This is a genomic window from Oceanibaculum indicum P24 (genome assembly GCF_000299935.1).
Classification (GTDB): domain Bacteria; phylum Pseudomonadota; class Alphaproteobacteria; order Oceanibaculales; family Oceanibaculaceae; genus Oceanibaculum; species Oceanibaculum indicum.
Genome location: NZ_AMRL01000009.1, coordinates 91,208 through 106,440, shown reverse-complemented (window position 1 = coordinate 106,440; position 15,233 = coordinate 91,208). Strand labels below are relative to the sequence as shown.

The following is a 15,233-nucleotide window of genomic DNA, read 5'->3' as shown; positions in this document are numbered from 1 at the left end:
CCAGCTTCGCCTAATCTCGGCTGATGCCCCGATAAGGCTGCGCAACCCTCTCCCGCAGGGGGGAGAGGGAAATACAGGGGCATCGGGGGTACAAAGAAAAGCGGCGCTGCTACCGCGCCGGCCTGATCCTCAGCAACCGGCCCTCGTCGGAATCGGTCAGCGCATAGAGATGGCCGTCCGGCCCCATGCGGACATCGCGGAAGCGCGCGCCAAGCGCGCCCAGCAGCTTTTCCTGGCTGGTCACGCGCTCGCCCTCGATCTCCAGCCGGGCGAGATGCTGCCCGGCCAGCGCGCCGACGAACAGATTGCCCTCCCAGGCTGGTATCGCACCCTGATGATAGAAGGCCATGCCGCTGGGGGCGATGGACGGGTCCCAGTAATGGATAGGCTGTTCCATGCCGGGCTTCGTCGTTCCCTCGCCGATCTTCGCGCCGGAATAGTGCACGCCATAGCTGATGACCGGCCAGCCGTAATTCTTGCCGGCTTCCGGCAGGTTGATCTCGTCGCCGCCGCGCGCGCCATGCTCGTGCAGCCACAGCCGGCCGGTCACCGGATGCACGGTCATGCCCTGCGGGTTGCGGTGGCCGTAGGAGAAGATTTCCGGCAGGGCGCCCGCCTGGCCAACGAAAGGATTATCCGCCGGCACGCTGCCATCCGGATTGATGCGGATGACCTTGCCCAGATGATTGTCGAGCCCCTGCGCCATGTCGCGGTTGCCGAAACGCTCGCCCGTCGTGGCATAGAGCGTACCATCCGTCCCGAAGGCGAGGCGGGAGCCGAAATGCAGCCGGCTGCTGATCTTCGGCTTCTGGCTGAAGATGACCTCCAGCCCCTCAATACGCCGCCCGTCGGGTGACAGCCGGCCGCGCGCCACTGCCGTACCGTTGGCGCCGCCCTCCCCCGGTTCGGCAAAGCTCATATAGATCAGCCGGCTGGTCTCGAAATCCGGCCCCAGGATCACGTCGAGCAGCCCGCCCTGCCCGCTGGCAAAGACTTCCGGCGTGCCTTCCAGCGGTGCGGAGACCGCCCCGCCGCGCCCGATCAGGCGCAGCCGGCCCGGCCGTTCCGTCACCAGCATGCGCCCGTCCGGCAGGAAGGCCAGCGACCATGGATTCTCCAGCCCGCGCGCCACGGTCTCGACGAGGATATCCGCCTTCTGCGTGGAGAAACGCTGCGCCTGCTGGGCATCGGCGGGGAGTGCCAGCAACAGGACGGCGCAGAAAACGGCGTATTGGGGCAGGCGCATCGTCTCTCCTTGAACCATGTCCCCGTCTCTGGGGTGCCTTTCTGAGGTGGGGGCACATTCCCACCGGTCAACCCGCCGGCCTGACGCTGTCCTATGCGTTGACCCCTGCCAAGCGGCGGGGAATACTGCGCGAAAATCAGAACACGCGACCGAGGACGCCTTCCCGATGACAGCCCCCCTGCCGCCTGAAATGACCGGCCCCTCCGCCTGGTACGGACCCGACATGCTGGCCCGCGAGCAGGAGTGGATTCTGCCGCTGTCCCCCGCCCATGTCGCCGAGGTGGAGCAGGCCGCCAGGGCCGCCCTCGCGCAAGGCATCGATATTGCGCGGATAGGCAAGGCGGACTTCCCGCTGCCGACACTGGGGCCGGTGCTGGCGGAAGCGCTGGAGGAATTGCTGACCGGACGCGGCTTCGTGCTGTTCCGCGGCCTGCCGGTCGATGACTGGCCCATCGAGCTGTCCGCCGCCGCCTTCGTCGGCATCGGCCGGCATCTGGGCAATCCCAAGTCGCAGAACGGCAAGGGCCATATCCTGGGCCATGTGCGCGATCTGGGCCTCGCCTCCAACGATCCGAATGTGCGCATCTACCAGACCCGCGAGCGCCAGACCTTCCATACCGATTCCTGCGATGTGGTCGGGCTGCTCTGCCTCAAGGCGGCAAAGTCCGGCGGCCATTCGGCGCTGGTCAGCTCGATGACGATCTATAACGAGATCCACCGTCGCCGGCCCGACCTGCTGCCGCACCTGCTGCGCCCCGTCGCCACCGACCGGCGCGGCGAGGTCTCCCCCGGCCAGAAACCCTTTTTCGAGATTCCGGTGTTCAGCGTGCATGACGGGCTGATCTCCGTCATCTATCAGCGGCAATACATCAATTCGGCGCAGCGCTTCGAGGATGCGCCCCGCCTGTCACCGGAGACGGTGGAGGCGCTGGACCTGTTCGACGCGCTGGCCGACGATCCCGCCCTCAACTTCACCATGGTGCTTCGCCCCGGCGACCTGCAGTTCGTGCACAACCACACCATCCTGCATGACCGCACCGGCTTCGAGGATTGGGAGGAGGACACCAAAAAGCGCCACCTGCTGCGGCTGTGGCTGGCGCCGGAAAGTGCGCGCGCCCTGCCCCCGGCCTATGCCCAGCGCTACGGCAGCGTGACGCCGGGCGAGCGCGGCGGCATCATCCTGCCCGAAACACGGCTGCACGCGCCGCTGACTCCGATCTGATGCGGAGCGGAACCGCGCTGCTGGCCGATATCGGCGGCACCAACACGCGCTTTGCCCTGCTGGATCAGGATGGCCGAATCGGCACGCCTGACGTGTTCCCGACTGCCGCCCACGACACGCTGGAAGCGGCGATCCAGCACTGGATGGACCGCACCGGCCATCGCCCGGACGCGCTGGCGCTGGCTGTCGCCGGGCCGGTGACCGGCGACGAGGTGGCGCTGACCAACCATCCCTGGCGCTTCTCCGCCTCCGGCCTTGCCGCACGTTTCGGCTTCGCGCCGGTGTGCGTGATGAATGACGTGGCCGCCATCGCCCGCGCCCTGCCCGACCTGCCGGAGAGCGCGTTCCTGCCGCTGAAGCCAGGTACCGCCAACCCCGCTGCTGCGCGGCTGGTGGTTGCTCCCGGAACAGGGTTAGGGGTCGCGGCGCTGATCCCCGCTGGCAGCAGCTTCCATGTCGCCTCCAGCGAAGGCGGCCATGTGACGCTGGCCGCCCGCGACGTGGCGGAGGCGGCGCTGCTGGAAAAGCTGCGCCCGGACAGCGGGCATCTGTCGGCGGAGGATGTGTTGGCGGCCCCTGGCCTCGCCCGGCTGTATCGGGCTCTCTCGGGGCGGGAGGCGACGCCGGAGGAGGTCACGGCGGCGGCACTGGGCTGCGGAGATCCGCAGGCGAAGGCCGCAGCGTCCGCCCATTCGGCGATGCTGGGCGGCATCGCCGGCGACCTTGCCATGAGCTTCGATGCGCGTGGCGGCGTGGTGATCGCGGGCGATTTACCGGGCCGCATGGGCCCGGCCTTCGACCGCGATGCCTTCATCCGGCGCTTCACCGACAAGGGCCCGTTCGCCGCCTATCTGGAGGCGATCCCGGTCAGCCTGCTGGACGCCGCCTACCCGGCCTTCACCGGGCTGGCGGCGGCCCTGCGCGATCAGCCGAACCGGCCGGTCACATAGTCGCGGGTCTGCGGCACCTTCGGCGCGGTGAAAATGGTCTCGGTCTTGCCGTACTCGATCAGCCGGCCGAGATACATGAAGGCGGTGTTGTCGGAGACGCGGCCGGCCTGCTGCATATTGTGGGTCACGATGATGATCGTATAGTGGCCGCGCAGCTCGTCGATCAGCTCCTCGATCTTCGCCGTGGCGATGGGATCAAGCGCCGAACAGGGCTCGTCCATCAGCAGCACTTCCGGGTCGGAGGCGATGGCGCGCGCGATGCACAGGCGTTGCTGCTGGCCGCCGGACATGCCAAGCGCCGATTCCTTCAGCCGGTCCTTCACCTCGTCCCAAAGGGCGGAGCCGCGCAGCGCGCGCTCACAGGTCTCGTCCAGGATGCGGCGGTCGGTGATGCCGTCCACGCGCAGCGGATAGACCACATTGTCGTAAATCGACATGGCGAAGGGGTTCGGCTTCTGGAACACCATGCCCATGCGCTTGCGCAACGCGATGACATCGACGCCCGGCCCGTAGATATCCTGCCCGTTGATGGTGATCTGGCCGTCGATCGACAAGCCGTCGATCAGGTCGTTCATCCGGTTCAGCGAGCGCAGCAGGGTGGACTTGCCGCAGCCGGACGGGCCGATCAGCGCCGTCACCAGCCCGCGCTGGAAGGTCAGGTTGATGTCGTACAGGGCCTGGGAAGAGCCGTACCACAGTTTGAAATCACTCACGTCGATCACCGAGCCTTCCGGCGAGGTGACGAAGTGATAGGTCGTCTCCTGCGGCGGGGCCGGGCGGGCGGACGGTTCGAGCATGGCGCTGTCGGTCATGGGATCTAGACTCCGGGGCGGCGGTTAGCGATCAGAACTGGCTGCCGACAAACTTCTTCTTCAGCCGGTTGCGGATATAGATCGCCGAGGAATTCATCAGGACGATCAGGGCCAGCAGCAGCAGCGTGGTGACGAACACCATCGGCTTGCCGGCTTCGGAATTGCGCGACTGGAAACCCACGTCGAAGATGTGGAAGCCCAGATGCATGAAGCTGCGTTCCAGATGGATATAGGGGAAGAACCCGTCAACCGGCAGCTCCGGCGCAAGCTTCACCACACCCACCAGCATCAGCGGCGCCACCTCGCCGGCGCCGCGCGCCATGGCCAGGATCAGGCCGGTCATCACACCTGGCATCGCGCGGGGCAGGACGATCCACTTGATGGTCTGCCACTTCGAGGCACCGCAAGCCAGCGAGCCTTCCCGCATCGAACGCGGCACGGCGGCCAGCGCCTCCTCCGAGGCGACGATGACCACCGGCACGGTCAGCAGCGCCAGCGTCAGCGCCGACCACAGGATGCCGCCGGTGCCGAAGGTCGGGCTGGGCAGCCGCTCCGGGAAGAACAGCGCATCGATGCCGCCGCCCACCGTGTAGGCGAAGAAGCCGACGCCGAACACGCCATAGACGATGGAAGGCACGCCGGCCAGGTTGTTCACCGAGATGCGGACGATGGCGACCAGACGGCCCTGCTTGGCGTATTCGCGCAGGTAGAGCGCGGTGATGACACCGAACGGGGCGACCACGATGACCATCATCAGCGTCATCACGACCGTACCGAAGATTGCCGGCAGGATGCCGCCCTCGGTATTGGCCTCGCGCGGGTCTTCGCTCAGGAACTCGCCCCAGCGCGACAGGTACACGCCCCATTTCTCAAAATAGGACAGGTCGTTGGCAGCATAGAAGCGCACGATCTGCGACAGCTGCATCTCCTTGGTCTGGCCATCGACTGCGGCCAGGGTGATGCGGTACTGCGCATCCTCCGCCTTGATGGCAGAAGCGGTTTCGGCCAGTGCCCGGTATTCGACCTGCAGTTCGGCGGCGCGTGCCTCGGCTTCCGCCTTCGCCTCGCGCACTTCCGGGCTGTCCGGGCCATAGCGCAGCTCCGCCCGGCGGACATCGAGCCGAAGCTCGTTCAGGTAATGATTGATGGCGCCGATCTCGTCGCGCTCGATCTCGCGGATACGTTCGAAGCGGTCGCGCGCCGCCTCCTGTTCGTCATGCAGCAGCGAAAGATCGATCCCCGGCCCTTCCAGCTTGCGGCCGGCCAGATCGACCGCCGCGATGGTGCCGACGAAAGCGCCCCATTCCTGGCGCTCGAAGAAGAAGAAATTCTCCGGATAGGAGACATCGGCCTTCTGGGTTTCCGGCACCCAGCGGAAATCCTCGCCGAACAGGTCGTAATTGCCGATCCGGTACATGGTGCGGCTGACGAAGCCGTCATCGGCGGCAACCTCGGCACGCTGAGCGGGGGTAAGCGCCTGCAGGAAGGCGGCATCGGGGCGGAACACCTCCGACCGGAAGGGCTCGCCCGCAACCTTGGCGCCATCATTCAGCGTAACCACGGCCACCGGCTTCGGCCAGAAGGTAGTGACACCATTCCAGAAGATCAGCGTGAGGAACCCGGCAATCAGGATGATACCCAGCGCCAGCGCGCCGCCAAGCCCCCACAGGAAGGGCTCGCCGACGGCCGAGATATCGGCCGAGTATTTGCGCACCGAACGCGGCTTCGCGGCAGTCCGGCTCATGTCTTTTTCGGCGGTCGCGGTCATTCCCGGTTCCCCTGATATATCCGGATCAAAGCTGGAAGGCGCGCTTGCGGAAGCGCTGGCGGATCACTTCCGCCACGGTATTGATGACGAAGGTCATGGCGAACAGCGTCAGCGCCGCCAGGAACAGCATGCGGTAGAGCGTGCTGCCCTGCACCGCCTCGGGCAGTTCCACCGCGATGTTGGCGGACAGCGTGCGCAGGCCGTTGAAGACGTTCCAGTCCAGGATCGGCGTGTTGCCCGCCGCCATGACCACGATCATGGTCTCGCCGACGGCGCGCCCCATGCCGATCATTACCGCCGCGAACACGCCGGACATGGCGGTCGGCAGCACCACCCACATCGCCGTCTGCCAAGGTGTGGCACCGGCGGCCAGACTGGCCGCGCGCAGCGAGGACGGCACCGCGTTCAGCGCATCTTCCGCCAGGGTGTAGATGTTCGGGATGACCGCGAAACCCATCACGAAGCCGACCACCAGCGCATTGCGCTGCACGTAAGTATCGACCACACCGCCGCGCGGGTCATAGCCGATGGCGGTCAGCGACGCTGCCAGGATGTAGCTGACGATGCCGGCGGCAACCAGCATGGCGAGCCAGCGGCCGAGATCGACCAGCGAGGCCCGGTTCTGCGGCATGTCGCGCAGCGCAAGCCGGTAGGTCGTGCCCACCGTGCGGCCGAAGACATAGCTGACGCCCAGGAAGGACAGCGGCAGCAGCACCAGGAACAGGAAGGGCAGGCCGGTGCCGATATCGCCGTTGGTCCAGGCTTTCAGGTCGCCATAGAAGAACACATTCTCGAACAGCGGGCCGGCGGCATAGGCGATGTAGCAGCCAAGGCCGATGACCACGAACATCATCGCGAACTTCGGGATACCATCCAGCCGCAGCTTCATCTGCGACGGCAGTGCCTGCCACAAATAGGCCGCCAGCATCAGCGACAGCGGCAGCGCGCCGAAGGCCAGCAGCACCGCCGCGATCCAGGTCTCGACGATGGGCGCCAGCAGCAGTGCGGCGATGAAGCCCAGCACCACGGTCGGCAGCGATTCCATCATCTCCATCACCGGCTTCACGGTTCCGCGGATGCGGCTATGCACGAATTCCGAGGTGTAGATGGCACCCAGCAGCGCGATCGGGATGGCGAACAGCAGCGAATAGACGGTGGCCTTGATGGTGCCGAAGATCAGCGGCGTCAGCGAGAATTTCGGCTCGAACACGTCAGTGCCGGAGGAGGACTGCCAGGTGTAGCTCGGCCCGTCATAACCCTCGTACCAGACCTTGCCGAAGATGGTGCGCGAGGTCACTTCCGGGTGCGGCACCTGGAAGGTCCAGTAATTTATCTGCCCCGTGCGGTCGGCGATCAGGATGGCGTCGTTGCGCGGCGCCAGCAGCATCTGCGTGTCTTCGTCCGTTAGCGCATCACGCTCCAGCTTCAGCAGGGTCTGCTCGCTGGTGTTGTGGCGCAGCCAGACGTTGCCGTCGAGGTCCATGGTCACCAGCGACTTGTTGCGCTGGCTGGCGGCGAAGTTGACCACGGGCGCGGTGTGCGGCTCCAGCTCGCGGATCAGGGTCAGCCTGTACCCGTCCTTGGTACCGGCATTCTCCGGCTGCAGCCGGTAGAAGATGCGCACGGAACCCTCCGAACCGCCGGCGACCAGCCCCTGTTCGCCATTCAGGAAGCCCAGCACCGTAAGGCGCTCGGCGCCCGGGAACGCCTTCATCGTCTCGGCCAGGATCGGCGCAGCGAAATCGCGCGTGTCGTAGCGGTAGATAGTGCCGTTCTCGTCGGCGACATAGACCTGGTCGGCACGGCTGGTCATCAGCAGCTCGGTCACCCGGATGCCGCCCGGCAGGTCCGGCAGGGTGGAGGTCAGGACACGCGTCCTGGCCTGCCGGGTGAGCAGGTTCACCGTGGTTTCCGTGCGGCTGACGCGGGCCACGCCGTCGCCATCCACAGTCACGAAGGACCGGGTCGGCCGTTCCGCCGTGCCGCCGATGCGATAATCGATGGCGCGGATCGGACGCCCGGCCTCCGAAATCGCCTGCGGTTCGTCCAGCTTCGTTTCCAGCGAGACGCGGCGGAGCTGGTTGCCCGGAATGCGGGAATAGACGGCAGTGCCGTCTGTCAGGTCGCGGTCGTTCAGCTTGTTTGCCGCCGTCGGCAGCGCATCGCCCGGCAGGATCTCGATCTTCGGCTGGATCACACCGAACTGCACCGTGCCATCCTCGAAACCGAATGCCAAATTGTAACCGTCCGCGGTGGAGCCCATCGCGGTGATCTGCCGGCCGCCGAAATCCAGCTCGACGCTGTCCAGCGGCGTGCCGGTATCGAGATGGAAGCTGGAAATCCGCCCGTCATCGGCAATGCGGATGCCGATGGTCTGGTACTCGTCGGTGCTGATCCAGGCGACAGGCTTTGCCGGCGTGATCTGGTAGGTGCGCGTGTCGCGCACATCGCCGCCAAGGAACAGCGGCACCACCACCTGGGCCAGGAACACCATGATGCCGAACACGGCAACAATCACCATCAGGCCACCGATAGTGATGCCCCAATCGGCGATCTTGTCGGTGATGAGGACGGAAGCGCTGGTCGCCTTGCGGCGCCGGACCGTGCCGATGGCAGTCTTGCCGGTTCCGGTGGAAGCGTCGTTGGCGTCGCTGGCCATGATAACCCTCAGCCCGATTTCAGAACGACGCCCGCCAGAGCAGCGCGACGCCGGAGCGTAGGAAGAAAGGGATAAAAGAATACAGGATCAAGCAAAAGAGATGCGGGCGGCGCCGAACGCCGCCCGCACCGTAGCCGATTACATCAGGCCGAAGCTCTTCAGGTCCTCGGCGGCGAGGCCCTGGTTAACCGGGAAGAAGCCGTCCTTCACGACCGCTTCCTGACCCTGCTTGGAGTAGATGTAGCGGATGAACTCGCCACGGACCGGGTCAAGCGCCTGGTTCGGGTTCTTGTTCACGTAGATGTAGAGGAAACGCGCGATCGGGAAGTTACCCGAATAGGCGTTCTCGGCGGTCGGGCCGTAGCACTTGCCGTCGGCACCCTTGATCTCGATGAACTTCACGTCGGCGGTCTTGTAGCCGACGCCGGAGTAGCCGATGCCGCCCTTGTCGGAGGCAACGCCCTGCACCACGGTGGAGGAACCCGGCTGCTCCTTCACGCTGTCCTTGTAGTCGCCGTCGAACAGCGCGACTTCCTTGAAGTAGCCATAGGTGCCCGAAGCCGAGTTACGGCCATAGAGCGAGATCGGCATGCTGGCCCACTCACCGGTGGCGCCAACCTGGCCCCAGGTGGTGATGTCGGCGCTCTCGCCGCCCTTGCGGGTCTTGGAGAAGATCGCATCGATCTGCTGCATGGACAGGCAGTTGACCGGATTGTCCTTGTGCGCATAGACGGCCAGCGCATCGACCGCCGAGCGGATCGGGGTCGGCTTGTAGCCGTACTTCTTCTCGAAATCGTCGATTTCCTTCGACTTCATCGGGCGCGACATCGGGCCGAACTGCGCGGTGCCGGCGATCAGCGCAGGCGGCGCGGTCGAGGAGCCCTTGCCCTCGATCTCGATCTTCACGTTCGGGTACTGCGCCAGGAAGCCTTCGGCCCACAGCGTCATCAGGTTGTTCAGCGTGTCGGAACCGATCGACTTCAGGCTGCCCGAAACGCCGCTGGTCGGCTTGTAGGACGGCAGGTTCGGATCGACCCCCTGCGCAATGGCGCTGGTCGAAACCAGCAGGCCGGCGGCAACGGCCAGCGCGGCAGAAAACTTCTTCATGTTATAGGCTCCATCTTCCTGAGTGGCATCGCGGCTTCGGGCAAAAACGTAGGGCGCCGCATTGACCCCCTGCGCGCCAAAACCCAAGCCCGAAACCGTTCTGGTCGCCCCCGTGTCTTAGCCTATTTGCGTTGCGGTTTTGTGACACGGCGGTGACATTGCGCGGACTCTCTCCCAACAAATCGGTAGAATCATCTAGCCTTGCCGGAAACGCCGCCACACGGCAGAAAGTGGCTCCATGACCTATTCGGTGAAAGAGCTGTTCAAGACCCTGCAGGGCGAAGGCGCACAGGCCGGCCGCGCCGCCGTGTTCTGCCGCTTTGCCGGCTGCAATCTATGGACCGGGCGCGAGGAGGATCGCGCCGGCGCGGTGTGCCGGTTCTGCGACACCGATTTCGTCGGCACCGATGGCGAAGGCGGCGGCAAATTCCGCGATGCCGATGCCCTGGCCGAGGCCATCGCCGCCTGCTGGGGCACTGGGACAGCACGCCGCTATGTCGTGTTCACCGGCGGCGAGCCGCTGCTGCAGCTTGACAAAGCGCTGGTGGATGCGGTTCATGCGCGCGGTTTCGAGATCGCCATCGAGACCAACGGCACGCTGGAACCGCCGCCCGGCATCGACTGGATCTGCGTCAGCCCGAAGGAAGGCGCCGACTGGGTGCTGCGTCGGGGCGACGAGCTGAAGCTGGTCTATCCGCAGCCTGGGCTTGGCCCGGACGGCATGACCGCCCTGTCCTTCCGGCATTTCTGGCTGCAGCCGATGGACGGGCCGGCGCGGGCGGAGAATACGGCGGCGGCGGTGGCCTATTGCCTCGACCACCCGGACTGGCGGCTGAGCGTGCAGACCCACAAGATGATCGGTATCCCGTGATGTTCGAGTTGAGCAAGGAATTCAGGTTCGATGCGGCGCACACGCTGAACCGCGCCATCGAGGCCGAGTCCAGCCGGCGCATCCACGGCCATTCCTACCGCGCCCAGGTGACGGTGCGCGGCACGCCCGATCCGGAAACCGGCATGATCGTCGATCTGGGCATGCTGTCGCGCCTGATGGAGGATGCACGGCAGGCGCTCGACCATCATTTCCTCGACGAGGTGGAGGGGCTGGGCCCGGCCACGATGGAGAATCTCAGCGCCTGGATCTGGCGGCGGCTCGACGGCCAGGTACCGGGCCTCGCCTGCGTGACCGTGCTGCGCGACAGCAGCGGCGAAACCTGCCGCTATTTCGGTCCTGCTGCATGAAGGACAACGCCGCCCTCGTGCTGTTCTCCGGCGGGCAGGATTCGACCGCCTGCCTGGCCTGGGCGCTGGACCGGTTCGAGCGGGTCGCGACCGTGGGCTTCGATTACGGCCAGCGCCACCGGGTGGAGCTGGAGTGCCGCCAGACCGTGCGTGACGCCATCGCCGCCACTTTCCCGACCTGGGCCACAAAGCTGGGCGAGGATCATCTGCTGCCGCTGGACGTGCTGAAGGGCATCAGCGACACCGCGCTGACCGGCGAGGGAGAGATCGCCTTCCAGGAGAATGGCCTGCCCAATACCTTCGTGCCCGGCCGCAACCTGCTGTTCTTCACCTTCGCCGCCGCCATCGCCTACCGGCGCGGCATGAAGCATCTGGTCGGCGGCATGTGCGAGACCGACTATTCCGGCTATCCGGACTGCCGTGACGACACGCTGAAGGCGCTGCAGGTCGCGCTGACGCTGGGCATGGACACGCGGCTGGTCATCCATACGCCGCTGATGTGGATCGACAAGGCAGAGACCTGGCGGCTGACCGAGCGGCTAGGCGGCGCGCCGCTGGTGGAAATCACGCGCGACCTCACCCACAGCTGCTATCTGGGCGACCGCACAAAGGTCCATGACTGGGGTCATGGCTGCGGCAGCTGCCCGGCCTGCGAGTTGCGCGCCGAGGGCTGGCGGCGCTACCGGGCCGGCTGAATCAGATATGAAAATCTGCTAGGCTGCCGGCCACTGAGATATTTGCCTGAACAGCACGGAACGGAACCGCGCATGCGCGATCGCATCAAGGAAGTCGCCACGGAGCTGCTGATCACCCATGGCTACCGCGGCCTGCGCTTCAAGGATATCGCGGACCGGCTGGGCACGACGCGCGCCAATATCCACTACCATTTCGGCACCAAGAAGAACCTGATCGAGGAAGTGATCCAGGACTATGTCGAGGGTACGGCGGTGGAGCTGAAGGCGATCTGGACCGCCGAGAACCTGGCCTATGTCGAGCGCGTGCGGCGGATGATGGAGTTCAACCGGCAGCGTTACCGCCGCTTCAACCCGGCGGGCAAGGACGGACGGCCGTGGAGCATCATCTCGCGCATGCGCCTCGAATCCGACGTACTGAGCCGGAAATCCAAGGACACGCTGCGCGGCTTTTCGGAAACCGCCGAGGCCTATGTGAACGACGCCCTCGCCCAGGCCATCGCCAGGGGCGAGATCGCAGCCGACGCACCGGCCCGCGACATCGTGGTGCAGATCGTGGCCATCATCGACAGTGCCGGCTCCATCACCTCCGATGCCGGCTCCTTCGACCGGCTGGAACATCTCTACACCGCCTATCTGCGCGTGCTGACCCATGCCTATGGCGGGGAGAAGGCGCCGCGCCTGGCCGCCGTCGCGGAATAGCGGATAGAAGTTGCATGGCCCCGCCGGCCATGGATTAGTCTCCCCTTTACAGGCAGGAGACTTCCAATGGACCTCACACTCTTCTCCGTCGAACACTGGCTGGCCTTCGTTGCCGCCGCCGCCGTACTGCTGGCGATTCCCGGCCCGACCATTCTGCTGGTGATCTCCTATGCGCTGGGCCATGGACGGCAGGCGACCGGCGCGACGGTGGCCGGCGTGGCGCTGGGCGACTTCACCGCGATGACTGCCTCGATGCTGGGGCTGGGCGTGCTGCTGGCGACATCGGCGGCGCTGTTCACCGTGCTGAAATGGGTGGGCGCGGCCTACCTGATCTATCTCGGTGTGAAGCTGTGGCGCGCCCCCGTCTCCGCCGGCCGGCCAGTGGAGATCAGCGACGGCGTGAAGCCCTGGCGCATCTTCGCGCACACCTATGCGGTGACCGCGCTGAACCCGAAAGGCATCGTGTTCTTCGTCGCCTTCCTGCCGCAGTTCCTGGTCGCCAGCCTGCCGGTGGTGCCGCAGATGCTGGTGTTCGGGGCGACCTTCCTGACCCTGGCGACGCTGAACGCGCTGGCCTATGCGCTGCTGGCGCAGGCCGCCCGGCGCACCATCCGCAAGCCGGCGGTGCAGCGCGGCGTGAACCGGGTCGGCGGCTCGCTGCTGATCGGCGCGGGCATCATGACCGTGGCCTGGCGCAAGGCGGGCTGAGCGCCCGCTTTATCCATAAGCACGCGCCATCGGATCGAGCGGAATGACCGGCGGCGTCATCGTCGGCACGCCGCCGCGCCGTGTGCCGCGCTCGATATTGATCCATTTCTCGGCATAGGAATCCGGCAGCAGCCGGCCATCGGGCAGCGACAGCCACAGCCGTATCAGATGGCGCTTCTTCTCCGCCTCGTCCCAGTCGGTGAAGCCGGTGCGGGAATGGAACACGACATGGTTCTGCAGGAACTGGATGTCGCCCGGCTCGAACTGCAGGCGCAGGCAGAACTCCTCCTCCTCGCATATCTCGTAGAACAGGTCGAGCGCGGCCATCTGCGCGTTGGAGATGCGCGGCGCGTCAGGGAAGCGCGCCAGCGATTCGACATATTGCCGGATCGGGGCATAGCCGTTGATCTGGCCGCGATGCCAGGTGAACAGCGGCATACCGAACCAGGGCAGCTTACCGTCCGGCACCTCGCCGCGCCGGTCCATATAGACCGGCTTGTAGAGTTCCGGCAGCAAATCCGGGCGGCGGCGCATCATCTCGTCATGCACGGCGACCGCGCTGACGATCATGCTCTCGCCGCCTTCCCGTGCGCGGTTGATGCACAACAGCGCCACGACATCGCAGGAATCGGCGTGGAAGCACAGTTCGGCATTGCTCTGGGTCAACCGCTTATTGTCGCCCGCCCGGTCGCCGACATCGATGACATGGGCGATCAGATGGCCATTGCGGTTCTGCGTCACCGGGTCGCCGATATGCCGGCCCAGCCCCCAATAGATGCGCAGCAGCGTCTCGCGGTCATAGCGCCAGACCGGCAGCCCCTTGATATAGCCGAAACCGAGCCCGGAGCGGATCTGCGCGCGCAAGGCTCCCAGCCGCGCCGTCAGCCGGTCGAGCGGGAAATCGTCGCGCTCGATCTCGGTGATGGCGAGGCCGCGCGCGCGGCTGTCAGCCACCGCCGCATCGATCTCCGCCACGTCGCTGTCGCTCAGCCGGCAAATCCAGTCGTCGCGCATTATCACCTGCGGCACTGTCCAGGCGGCGCTGCCGCCAACCGGCCCGGCCGGCATGGCGGGCTCCCTGCGCTGTTCCATCGCTCACTCCCCTTCGTCGCGGATGCGGTATCGAGGCCCCTATGATCCGATGGAGTTCAGTATTTTAAAAATTTTGAATTTTGATATTTTTGATCAACTATTTTTATCCATTGGAGCAGAACATGGCCCGGCACCTGCCGACGCTGGAGCGGCTGCGCACCCTGGCCGAGGTTGCGCGGACCGGCAGTTTCTCGCTGGCCGCCGACCGGCTGGCCCTGACCCAGCCGGCGGTCAGCAACCATATCCGCCTGCTGGAGCAGCAGGTCGGCGTGGCATTGCTCGACCGCAGCGGCAGGACCAGCCGCCCCACGCCGGAGGGCGAGATGCTGATCGCCGCCGCCGCCCGCGCCGCCGGGGAGATCGAGGCCGCGCTCGACGCCATCGCCCGGCAGCGGGCGGAAATCGTCGGCCAGCTGGTGCTGGCCACCGGCGCCACGGCGACTCGCCATCTGCTGCCCCCGGTGGTCGCCGGCCTGCGTGACCGGCATCCCGGCATCGATCTGCGCATCCTGACCGGCAACACGGTCGATCTGCTGCCCGGCCTGCTGGAGGGCAGCGTCGATATCGGCCTGCTGACCGCCACGCCCGTCCAGCCCGCGCTGGAAAGCCGGCTGTTCTTCCGCGACCGGATGGTCTGCGTGACCCCGGCGTCGGAAGCGCCGGGCATGGCCAGCATCACGCCGCGCGACCTCGAAGGCCGGCAGCTCGTGCTGTTCGACCGCGCCGGCTCCATCCGCGGCGGGATCGATGGCTGGCTGACGGAGGCCGATCCGGCGCGGCTCAGGATCACCGATATCGGCAGCGCCGACGCGCTGATCGGCTTCGTGCGCGCCGGCTATGGCTGGACGATCATCTCGGAGATCGTGGCGCGCGGCGATGCGGAGGCCGGCCATGTCGCCATCCGGCCACTCGATCCGCCGCTATGGCGGGAAATGGTGCTGGTGTGGCGCGCCGACCGGGCCAGCCGGCCGGTGGTGGCGGCGGCGCTGGCTATTTTCCTTGCCCACGCCACGCCCTGATGACCCTGGCGGAGGCG

Annotated in this window: 14 protein-coding genes; 8 read left to right on the top strand and 6 right to left on the bottom strand. The window is 66.2% G+C overall.

From position 1 onward, the window contains the following. Positions 1–109 precede the first annotated feature (109 nt). A complete protein-coding gene (locus P24_RS09325) occupies positions 110–1,246 on the bottom strand; it encodes a PQQ-dependent sugar dehydrogenase (protein ID WP_008944463.1) in 1,137 nt (378 codons plus the stop codon). Between the two features lie 166 nt (positions 1,247–1,412). Here P24_RS09325 and P24_RS09320 point away from each other — a divergent pair, with 166 nt between their 5' ends. Then, positions 1,413–2,468, top strand: a complete 1,056-nt coding sequence (locus P24_RS09320; RefSeq protein ID WP_008944462.1) for a TauD/TfdA family dioxygenase — start codon at positions 1,413–1,415, stop codon at positions 2,466–2,468. After that, on the top strand, positions 2,468–3,418 hold the full coding sequence (locus tag P24_RS09315; RefSeq protein WP_008944461.1) for a glucokinase: 951 nt from the start codon (positions 2,468–2,470) through the stop codon (positions 3,416–3,418). The genes P24_RS09320 and P24_RS09315 overlap by 1 nt, the downstream gene beginning before the upstream one ends. Here the strand turns inward: P24_RS09315 and pstB are convergent. The 4 genes from pstB to P24_RS09295 all read right to left on the bottom strand — a co-directional run bounded on the left by pstB (position 3,394) and on the right by P24_RS09295 (position 9,764). Then, positions 3,394–4,230 (bottom strand): phosphate ABC transporter ATP-binding protein PstB, encoded by an 837-nt coding sequence (gene pstB, locus P24_RS09310; protein WP_008944460.1) that lies wholly within the window; start codon positions 4,228–4,230, stop codon positions 3,394–3,396. The genes P24_RS09315 and pstB overlap by 25 nt on opposite strands. Positions 4,231–4,261: 31 nt before the next feature. Continuing rightward, the gene (gene pstA, locus P24_RS09305) at positions 4,262–5,998 is read right to left on the bottom strand and encodes a phosphate ABC transporter permease PstA (RefSeq protein ID WP_008944459.1); all 1,737 of its coding nucleotides are present in this window, start codon (positions 5,996–5,998) and stop codon (positions 4,262–4,264) included. 25 nt (positions 5,999–6,023) lie between these two features. Further along, entirely contained in the window at positions 6,024–8,657 is a 2,634-nt protein-coding gene (locus tag P24_RS09300) for an ABC transporter permease subunit (RefSeq protein ID WP_008944458.1), read from the bottom strand. A gap of 138 nt (positions 8,658–8,795) precedes the next feature. After that, positions 8,796–9,764, bottom strand: a complete 969-nt coding sequence (locus P24_RS09295) for a PstS family phosphate ABC transporter substrate-binding protein (RefSeq protein ID WP_008944457.1) — start codon at positions 9,762–9,764, stop codon at positions 8,796–8,798. A gap of 238 nt (positions 9,765–10,002) precedes the next feature. Here P24_RS09295 and queE point away from each other — a divergent pair, with 238 nt between their 5' ends. The 5 genes from queE to P24_RS09270 all read left to right on the top strand — a co-directional run bounded on the left by queE (position 10,003) and on the right by P24_RS09270 (position 13,105). Continuing rightward, complete coding sequence (queE, locus tag P24_RS09290) at positions 10,003–10,635, top strand: 7-carboxy-7-deazaguanine synthase (protein WP_008944456.1); 633 nt, start codon at positions 10,003–10,005, stop codon at positions 10,633–10,635. Further along, positions 10,635–11,003 carry a 6-pyruvoyl trahydropterin synthase family protein gene (locus tag P24_RS09285; protein WP_008944455.1) on the top strand — a complete coding sequence of 123 codons (369 nt, stop codon included), beginning with the start codon at positions 10,635–10,637 and terminating at the stop codon, positions 11,001–11,003. The genes queE and P24_RS09285 overlap by 1 nt, the downstream gene beginning before the upstream one ends. Beyond that, positions 11,000–11,698: a 7-cyano-7-deazaguanine synthase QueC gene (gene queC / locus P24_RS09280; protein ID WP_008944454.1), complete on the top strand. Its 699-nt coding sequence runs from the start codon at positions 11,000–11,002 to the stop codon at positions 11,696–11,698. Before P24_RS09285 ends, queC begins: the two co-directional genes overlap by 4 nt. 72 nt (positions 11,699–11,770) lie before the next feature. Continuing rightward, on the top strand, positions 11,771–12,397 hold the full coding sequence (locus P24_RS09275; RefSeq protein ID WP_008944453.1) for a TetR/AcrR family transcriptional regulator: 627 nt from the start codon (positions 11,771–11,773) through the stop codon (positions 12,395–12,397). Between the two features lie 66 nt (positions 12,398–12,463). Then, positions 12,464–13,105, top strand: coding sequence for a LysE family translocator (locus P24_RS09270; RefSeq protein WP_008944452.1), 642 nt, complete (start codon positions 12,464–12,466; stop codon positions 13,103–13,105). Positions 13,106–13,114: 9 nt separating this feature from the next. Here P24_RS09270 and P24_RS09265 read toward each other — a convergent pair whose 3' ends face one another. Then, positions 13,115–14,197, bottom strand: coding sequence for a TauD/TfdA family dioxygenase (locus P24_RS09265; RefSeq protein ID WP_008944451.1), 1,083 nt, complete (start codon positions 14,195–14,197; stop codon positions 13,115–13,117). Between the two features lie 122 nt (positions 14,198–14,319). Here P24_RS09265 and P24_RS09260 point away from each other — a divergent pair, with 122 nt between their 5' ends. Continuing rightward, a complete protein-coding gene (locus tag P24_RS09260) occupies positions 14,320–15,216 on the top strand; it encodes a LysR family transcriptional regulator (protein ID WP_156816242.1) in 897 nt (298 codons plus the stop codon). Positions 15,217–15,233 lie beyond the last annotated feature (17 nt).

Excerpts from the sequence above, each read along its gene's own strand:
- P24_RS09325 (WP_008944463.1), bottom strand. The coding sequence starts at position 1,246 with ATGCGCCTGCCCCAATACGCCGTTTTCTGCGCCGTCCTGTTGCTGGCA.
- P24_RS09320 (WP_008944462.1), top strand. The coding sequence starts at position 1,413 with ATGACAGCCCCCCTGCCGCCTGAAATGACCGGCCCCTCCGCCTGGTAC.
- P24_RS09315 (WP_008944461.1), top strand. The coding sequence starts at position 2,468 with ATGCGGAGCGGAACCGCGCTGCTGGCCGATATCGGCGGCACCAACACG.
- pstB (WP_008944460.1), bottom strand. The coding sequence starts at position 4,230 with ATGACCGACAGCGCCATGCTCGAACCGTCCGCCCGCCCGGCCCCGCCG.
- pstA (WP_008944459.1), bottom strand. The coding sequence starts at position 5,998 with ATGACCGCGACCGCCGAAAAAGACATGAGCCGGACTGCCGCGAAGCCG.
- P24_RS09300 (WP_008944458.1), bottom strand. The coding sequence starts at position 8,657 with ATGGCCAGCGACGCCAACGACGCTTCCACCGGAACCGGCAAGACTGCC.
- P24_RS09295 (WP_008944457.1), bottom strand. The coding sequence starts at position 9,764 with ATGAAGAAGTTTTCTGCCGCGCTGGCCGTTGCCGCCGGCCTGCTGGTT.
- queE (WP_008944456.1), top strand. The coding sequence starts at position 10,003 with ATGACCTATTCGGTGAAAGAGCTGTTCAAGACCCTGCAGGGCGAAGGC.
- P24_RS09285 (WP_008944455.1), top strand. The coding sequence starts at position 10,635 with ATGTTCGAGTTGAGCAAGGAATTCAGGTTCGATGCGGCGCACACGCTG.
- queC (WP_008944454.1), top strand. The coding sequence starts at position 11,000 with ATGAAGGACAACGCCGCCCTCGTGCTGTTCTCCGGCGGGCAGGATTCG.
- P24_RS09275 (WP_008944453.1), top strand. The coding sequence starts at position 11,771 with ATGCGCGATCGCATCAAGGAAGTCGCCACGGAGCTGCTGATCACCCAT.
- P24_RS09270 (WP_008944452.1), top strand. The coding sequence starts at position 12,464 with ATGGACCTCACACTCTTCTCCGTCGAACACTGGCTGGCCTTCGTTGCC.
- P24_RS09265 (WP_008944451.1), bottom strand. The coding sequence starts at position 14,197 with ATGGAACAGCGCAGGGAGCCCGCCATGCCGGCCGGGCCGGTTGGCGGC.
- P24_RS09260 (WP_156816242.1), top strand. The coding sequence starts at position 14,320 with ATGGCCCGGCACCTGCCGACGCTGGAGCGGCTGCGCACCCTGGCCGAG.